The 6,516-nt window shown below is 69.4% G+C and carries 6 protein-coding genes; all 6 read right to left on the bottom strand.

The features are described 5' to 3' along the window. Positions 1-1,054: aldose 1-epimerase (locus G3N92_RS29340; protein WP_206131075.1), on the bottom strand; the 1,054-nt coding region annotated here is incomplete at its 3' end. Positions 1,055-1,098: 44 nt separating this feature from the next. Then, positions 1,099-1,893, bottom strand: coding sequence for an SDR family oxidoreductase (locus G3N92_RS29335; RefSeq protein ID WP_206131074.1), 795 nt, complete (start codon positions 1,891-1,893; stop codon positions 1,099-1,101). 28 nt (positions 1,894-1,921) lie between these two features. Next, a complete protein-coding gene (gene araH, locus G3N92_RS29330; protein WP_206131073.1) occupies positions 1,922-2,938 on the bottom strand; it encodes an L-arabinose ABC transporter permease AraH in 1,017 nt (338 codons plus the stop codon). A gap of 76 nt (positions 2,939-3,014) precedes the next feature. Beyond that, positions 3,015-4,526 (bottom strand): L-arabinose ABC transporter ATP-binding protein AraG, encoded by a 1,512-nt coding sequence (gene araG, locus G3N92_RS29325; protein ID WP_206131072.1) that lies wholly within the window; start codon positions 4,524-4,526, stop codon positions 3,015-3,017. Positions 4,527-4,633: 107 nt separating this feature from the next. Next, entirely contained in the window at positions 4,634-5,632 is a 999-nt protein-coding gene (locus G3N92_RS29320; protein WP_206131071.1) for an arabinose ABC transporter substrate-binding protein, read from the bottom strand. Between the two features lie 158 nt (positions 5,633-5,790). Then, the coding region (locus G3N92_RS29315; RefSeq protein WP_206131070.1) for an SDR family oxidoreductase at positions 5,791-6,516 on the bottom strand (726 nt) is incomplete at its 5' end.

The raw sequence follows: 6,516 nt of genomic DNA, 5'->3' as shown, positions 1-6,516 counted from the left end.
GCGCCGCCGCGCCCGCGCGCGGATCCGCGCGCTCGACCGTGAAACGGAAACGCCGCGCGAGCCGCTCGCCCGGCGCGAGCAGCGTCATGCCGTGCGCCTCGGCGCCGCCGGGCAGGTTCACGGCGTTGATCGGATGATCGACCGGCTCGAAGCAGAAGAAGCGCTCGCCGGGCGGCGTGTAGAGCACGTAGCAATCGGCGTCCGATTCGATCGCCATGTTGAGCCCGCGCGATGGCCAGGCCACGGTCGCGCGCCCGCCCCAGCCCGTGAACGCGTGATTGACGAGCGTGGCCGGCAGCGGATACGCGATGCCGAACTGCCAGGCCGGCGGCACGCCGACATGCCGGCGCGGCAGCCAGTCGGGGCCGGACAGCCACAGGCCGCCCGCCGAGGCGGCCAGCTCGGTGGTGTCGTCGCGCACGATGAACGGATGCACGCCGAGCCCGAAAGGCAGCGGCTCGCGCCCGGCGTTCTCGATCGACAGCGCGATCGAGAGCGTCGCGCCGTCGAGCACGAACGATTGCGTCGCGCGATACGCGTACGGCGCGCTGCCGCGCCGGTCGAGCGACAGATGCAGTTCGGTGGCCGACGCCGCGTCGATGCGCCAGCGCGACAGCCAGCCGTCGCCGTGAATCGGCAGCGGCTCGCCGGCGCGGTTGCGCGGCACCTCGACGCGACGCCCGTCGCACTCGAAGCGCCCGCCGCCGATCCGGTTCGAATACGGCAGCAGCGGATAGCAGCCGAGCGCGTTCGGATCGGTGGCCGCGTCGACGTGATCGCAACCGCGGAAAATCGGCGTGGACGCGCCGTCGCCGCGCCAATCGAAGCGCGCGATGCCGCCGCCCAGGTGCGGCACGACGTCGAGCCGCAATTCGGCGGTGGCGAGCGTGACCGCCGCGTCGGCGGCCGACAGCACGCCCTGCGGGACGCTGGCCGGCTGCGGGCCGGGGCTGACCGGCTGCGCGGCGGCAGCGAGCCGGGCGCGGCGCGCGCGGGCCGCCGCCGACGAACCCGCCGGCGAGGAAGAAGCACTGCTCATGGTCGATGTCGTCATGCTCGTCTCCTGTCGGCGCCGCGCGGGCGGCACGCGAATCCGGGTCAGGCCCAGCCGCCGTCGACGACGACGTCCTGGGCGGTCATCATGCGGCTGTCGTCGGCCGCCAGGAACAGCGCGGCGCGGGCCAGATCGTCGGGCAGCAGCTCGTCGCCGATGCACTGCCCGGCCTTGATCGCCGCGCGTCCGGCGTCGTCGAGCCACAGCGCGCGCTGCTTGTCGGTCATCACCCAGCCCGGCACCAGCGCGTTGACGCGGATCCGGAACGGGCCGAGATCGCGCGCCAGCGTGCGCGTGAGGCCCTGGATCGCGGCCTTCGAGGTGGCATAGATCGGGTAGCCGCCGTTCTTCAGCATCCAGCTGATCGAGCCGAGGTTGACGATCGCGCCGCCGCCGAGCGATTTCATGTCGTCGATCACGGCCTGCGCGGCGAAGAACTGATGGCGCAGGTTCACGGCGATCGCCGCGTCGAACGATTCCGGCGTGACGTCCTCGATGCTGTGGCGGCGATCGTTGGCGGCGTTGTTGATCAGCACGCCGAACGGGCCGGTGCGCGTGCGCAGCTCGGCGATCGCGCGGCGCAGCGCGTCGATGTCGGTCAGATCGGCCGCGACGAACGCCGGCGCATGGCGCGCGCCGGCCAGCCGGTCGGCCAGCGCGGCGCCGGCCTGCGCATCGAGATCGATGAAGCCGACGCGCGCGCCCTGCGCCGCGAAGTGCTCGACGAACGCGGCGCCGATGCCGGTGGCGCCGCCCGTGATCAGCACGGCGCGATCGGTCAGGCTCGGGAAGCGCGCGCCGTGCGCGTCGTCGGCGGTAATCGGCTGCTGGGTGTCCATGGTGCGTCCTTAAGTGCTTGGGGCGGTATCAGTCGCGCGTGCCGCGGTTCTTCAACTGGTCGAGCAGCACGGCGGCGAGCAGGATCGCGCCGCGCACGAGGTACTGGTAGAACGCGTCGATGTTGAGCAGGTTCATGACGTTCTCGACCGTGCCCATGATCAGCACGCCGATCACCACGCCGGAGATCGTGGCGCGCCCGCCGAGCAGCGACACGCCGCCGAGCACGCAGGCCGAGATCACGTTCAGCTCGAAGCCTTCGGCCGCGTTCGGCTGGCCCGAGGTGATGCGCGAGGCCAGGATCACGCCGGCCAGCGCGGTCACGGCGCCCTGGATCAGGAAGATCCACACACGGGTGCGCTCGACGTTGATGCCGGCCAGCCGCGACGCTTCCGGATTGCCGCCGATCGCCAGCGTGTTGCGGCCGTACACCGTCTGGTTCAGCATCACGCCGAACACGATGAAGCACAGCAGCGTGACCCAGATCGGCAGCGACACGCCGAACATCGCCAGCCCGCCGAGCGCGATGAAGGTGTCCGACGACACGCCCACCGCCTGCCCGTGCGAGACGATGAAGCCGAGCCCGCGCACGATTTCCATGGTGGCCAGCGTGGTGATCAGCGCGTTGATGCGCAGGTAGGCGATCACCGCGCCGTTCACGAAGCCGATCGCGGCGCCGGCCACCACCGCCGCGACGATCGCGATGAAGGTGTTGTCGGTGGCGTTCAGCACCATCGCGCAGAGCACGCCCGAGAACGCCACGGTCGAGCCGATCGACAGGTCGAAATCGCGCGAGGCGAGACAGAACATCATGGTGCAGGCCACCATGCCGATCTGCGAGATCGACAGCGCGAGGCCCAGCATGTTGTCGATCGAGAAGAAGTGATCGACCGTCACCGACATGGTGACGAACATCACCGCGAAGATCACGATCAGGCTGTAGTCGGTGACCTGCTGCCACCACTTCTGCTTGTCGTTGCTCTGCGGAATCAAGGCCTCGGCGGCTTTCTTGGCCGCGGCCTGCGCGATATTTTCTCTGGCTTCCATCGTGTTGCTCCCTGCGGTGCGCGGAGCGGAAAGGCCCGCGCGGTCTCCATGTTCGTTCGTCCGTTCGCGCCCGCCGTCAGGCGGCCTGCGCGCTCGGACCCTGCGGCAGCGCCAGACTGAGCACCGCCTGTTCGTTCGCGTCGGCGCGCGCCAGCTCGCCGGCGATCCGGCCTTCGCGCATCACGACGATGCGGTCGGACACGCCCAGCACCTCGGGCAGCTCCGACGACACCATCACGATCGCGCAGCCGCGCTCGGCCAGCTCGTAGATCACCTGATAGATCTCGTTCTTCGCGCCCACGTCGATGCCGCGCGTCGGCTCGTCGAGAATCACCACCTTCAGGTCCGGCTCGGCGAGCCAGCGCGACAGGATCGCCTTCTGCTGGTTGCCGCCCGACAGGAAACGGATCTTCTGGCGGCGGCTCGGCGTCTTGATCTTCAGCAGCTTGATGAAGCGGTCGGCCGTTTCGGCTTCCTTGCGGCCGTTCAGGAACATCCCCGCGCGCAGCGAATGGCGGCGGCAGCTGATGTTGATGTTCTCGGCGACCGTCGCCATCGCGACGATCCCCTCTTCCTTGCGGTCTTCCGGGCACAGCACGATGCCGTGGCGGATCGCGTCGCCGGTGCGGCGGATCTCGATGCGCTTGCCGTCGAGCGTCAGCGCGCCGCCGCGCTTGCGGTCCGCGCCGTAGATCACGCGCATCAGCTCGCTGCGGCCCGCGCCCACCAGGCCGAAGAAGCCGACGATCTCGCCGGCGCGCACCGAGAAGCTGGCGGGCGCCTTCAGCGCGTCGCCGGCCACGTTGTCGGCTTCGAGCCGCACCGCGCCGAGCGGGCGCGGGCGGTAGTGATAGATGTCGTTGATTTCGCGGCCGACCATCTGGCTGACCATCTGATCGCGCGTCACCTCGGCCAGCACCGGGTGCGAGGCGATCCGCCGCCCGTCGCGGAAGATCGTGCACGCGTCGCAGAGCCGGTAGATCTCGTCCATGCGGTGCGAGATGTAGATCAGCGCGCGGCCGTCGGCACGCAGGTCGTCCACCAGCTTGAACAGCACTTCGGTCTCGCGGTGCGACAGCGAGCTGGTGGGTTCGTCGAGCGCGATCACGCGCGCGTTGCGCATCAGCGCCTTGCAGATCTCGACCATCTGGCGCTGCGCGATCGACAGCCGGCGCAGCTTGGCGCCCGGATCGAGATCGACGCCCATCGCCTCCAGCCGCTCGCGCACGTGACGCCGCGCGTCGCCCTTGCGCACGAAACCGAGCGCGTTCGGCAGCCGGCCGAGCATCAGGTTCTCGGCCACCGTCAGGTCGGGCACGTATTGCAGCTCCTGGTGAATCACCGCGACGCCGGCCGCGATCGACGCCGCCGCGCTCGTGAATTTCACCGGTTCGTCGTCGACGAACACGCTGCCGGAATCGGGCTGATACTCGCCGCCGAGGATCTTCAGCAGCGTCGACTTGCCCGCGCCGTTCTCGCCCATGAGGCCGTGGACCTGCCCCGCATGCACGTCGAACGAGATGCCGTCGAGCGCCCGCACGCCGGGGAAGACCTTGCCGATATTGTCGAAACGCAGAACCGCAGCCACTTGGCCTCCACTCGTCGTTGCCGGGCCGCCGCCTCGCGCGGCGGCCCGTTCTTGCTTCGTCGGGCGCGCCGGCCAGGCCGGCGCGCCCTACCTCGATCACCCTCGGCTTACTTCGATGCCAGGCCCATCTCGGTGCGCACCTTCTCGACGTTGTCGCGCGTCGCGAGCATGCCGGTCGTCAGCGTCAGCATCGGCGGCATCTTGTTCTGCGTGATCCAGTCGTACATCAGTTCGGCGGTTTCCTCGCCGTGACGCTTCGGGCTGATGATGACGGTGCCGTAGAAGCCCGTCGGCTGCGGCTTCTTGAATTCGCTGAGCGCCGAATCCGAACCGCCGATGCCGATGCCGATCATGTTGTCGGCCTTGAAGCCGCGCCCTTCGGCCGCGCGCACCGCGCCGAGCACCGCTTCGTCGTTGAGGCCGTACGCCACCCAGTGCTTGAACTTCGGGTTCTTGGTCAGCGCGATGTTGGCGGCGTTGAACGCGTTCTCGGTGTCGGTCTTGGCTTGCGGCGCGGCGATGATGTTCGCCTTCGGGAAGCCGGCCGCGATCAGCGCGTCGGTCGCGCCGCCGGTGCGGTCGTGCGCCGTCGGCAGTTGTTCGTAGGTGATGTCGATCGCGCCGACTTCGCTCATGTTCCAGCCGCGCTTCTTGATCTCGGCGGCGATGCCGTCGCCGACCTGCTTGCCGATGTTGTAGGCCGAGATGCCCATGTGCGGCACCGATTCGATCGGCTTGCCGCTGCCGTCGACGAGGCGGTCGTCCACCGTCATCATCTTCAGCTTGTGCGACTTGGCCTTGGCGACGATGCCCGGCCCGAGCTTGACGTCGGGCGTACAGATGATGAAGCCCTGCGCCTGCTGCGCCGAGAGGTTGTCGATCGCGCTCATGACCTTCTCGCCCGACGGCGCGCCGATCTTCACCAGCGTGAAGCCCTTTTCCTTCGCGGCCATTTCGGCGAACTTCCATTCGTCCTGGAACCACGGTTCCTCGGGTTGCTTGACGAGGAAGCCGATCTTCACCGGGTCCGCGGCCTGCGCGAACGGGGCGCCGCCGGCCAGCACGGCCGCAGCGGCGGCCAGCGTGACAAAGGTTCTGCGTTTCATCTGTTTCGTCTCCTGTTGATGCCACATCGGTTCCGGCCGCCTGGTTTTATGACGCGGCACACGCGCGGCCTTCGCGTGCTGCGGTCTTTCGGGATCCTGCCTTTCCGGCTTATGTCTTTCCATCTCGCCCGCCGCCCCGTCGCGCGGGGCCGCCGGCCTCAATCGTGGTACAGCGCGGTGCGTCCGCCGTCGATCGTGATGCAGGTGGCGTTGATGAACGGCGCCTCGTCGGACGCGAGGAACACCGCCGTCATCGCCACCTCGTCGGGACGGCCGATCCGCTTCATCGGCTGCAACGCCAGCGTTTCGGCGCGCGCCCTGGCCGGATCCGGCTGCGCGTTCCACCAGTCGTGCGTCAACTGCGTTTCCACGTAGCCCGGCGCGATCGCATTGACGCGCACGTTGCGCGGCGCGTATTCGATGCCGAGCGCGCGCGTCAGGCCCAGCACGCCGTGCTTGGCGACCGGGTACGGGAAGCAGCCCGGGATGATCTGGAACGCGTGCGTCGACGCCACGTTGACGATGCTGCCGCGGCCGCGCTCGACCATGCCGGCCAGCACCGCGCGGCAGCCGTTCCATACGCCGTCGAGATCGACCGCGAAGCAGCGCCGCCAATCCTCGTCGCGCATCGTCAGCGGATCGCAGAACACGTTGACGCCCGCGTTGTTGACCAGCACGTCGAGCGCGCCGAATTCGCGCTCGGCCGCGCCCACCGCGTCGGCGACCGATGCAACGTCGGTCACGTCGGTGCGCACCGCCAGCACGCGTGCGCCGGGCACCTCGCGTTCGATCGCGGCGGCGGCCTCGCGGCCCGCGGCTTCGTCCAACTCGGCGATCGTCACGGCCGCGCCCTCGCGGGCGAACGCCAGCGCGATCGCCGCGCC

The organism is Burkholderia sp. Ac-20379 (assembly GCF_017104645.1).
Taxonomy (GTDB): Bacteria; Pseudomonadota; Gammaproteobacteria; order Burkholderiales; family Burkholderiaceae; genus Burkholderia.
This window is presented reverse-complemented; position numbering and strand designations above follow the sequence as displayed.

Bases quoted from the DNA above. Each gene is read 5' to 3' on its own strand.
- G3N92_RS29335 (WP_206131074.1), bottom strand. From the start codon at position 1,893: ATGGACACCCAGCAGCCGATTACCGCCGACGACGCGCACGGCGCGCGC.
- araH (WP_206131073.1), bottom strand. From the start codon at position 2,938: ATGGAAGCCAGAGAAAATATCGCGCAGGCCGCGGCCAAGAAAGCCGCC.
- G3N92_RS29320 (WP_206131071.1), bottom strand. From the start codon at position 5,632: ATGAAACGCAGAACCTTTGTCACGCTGGCCGCCGCTGCGGCCGTGCTG.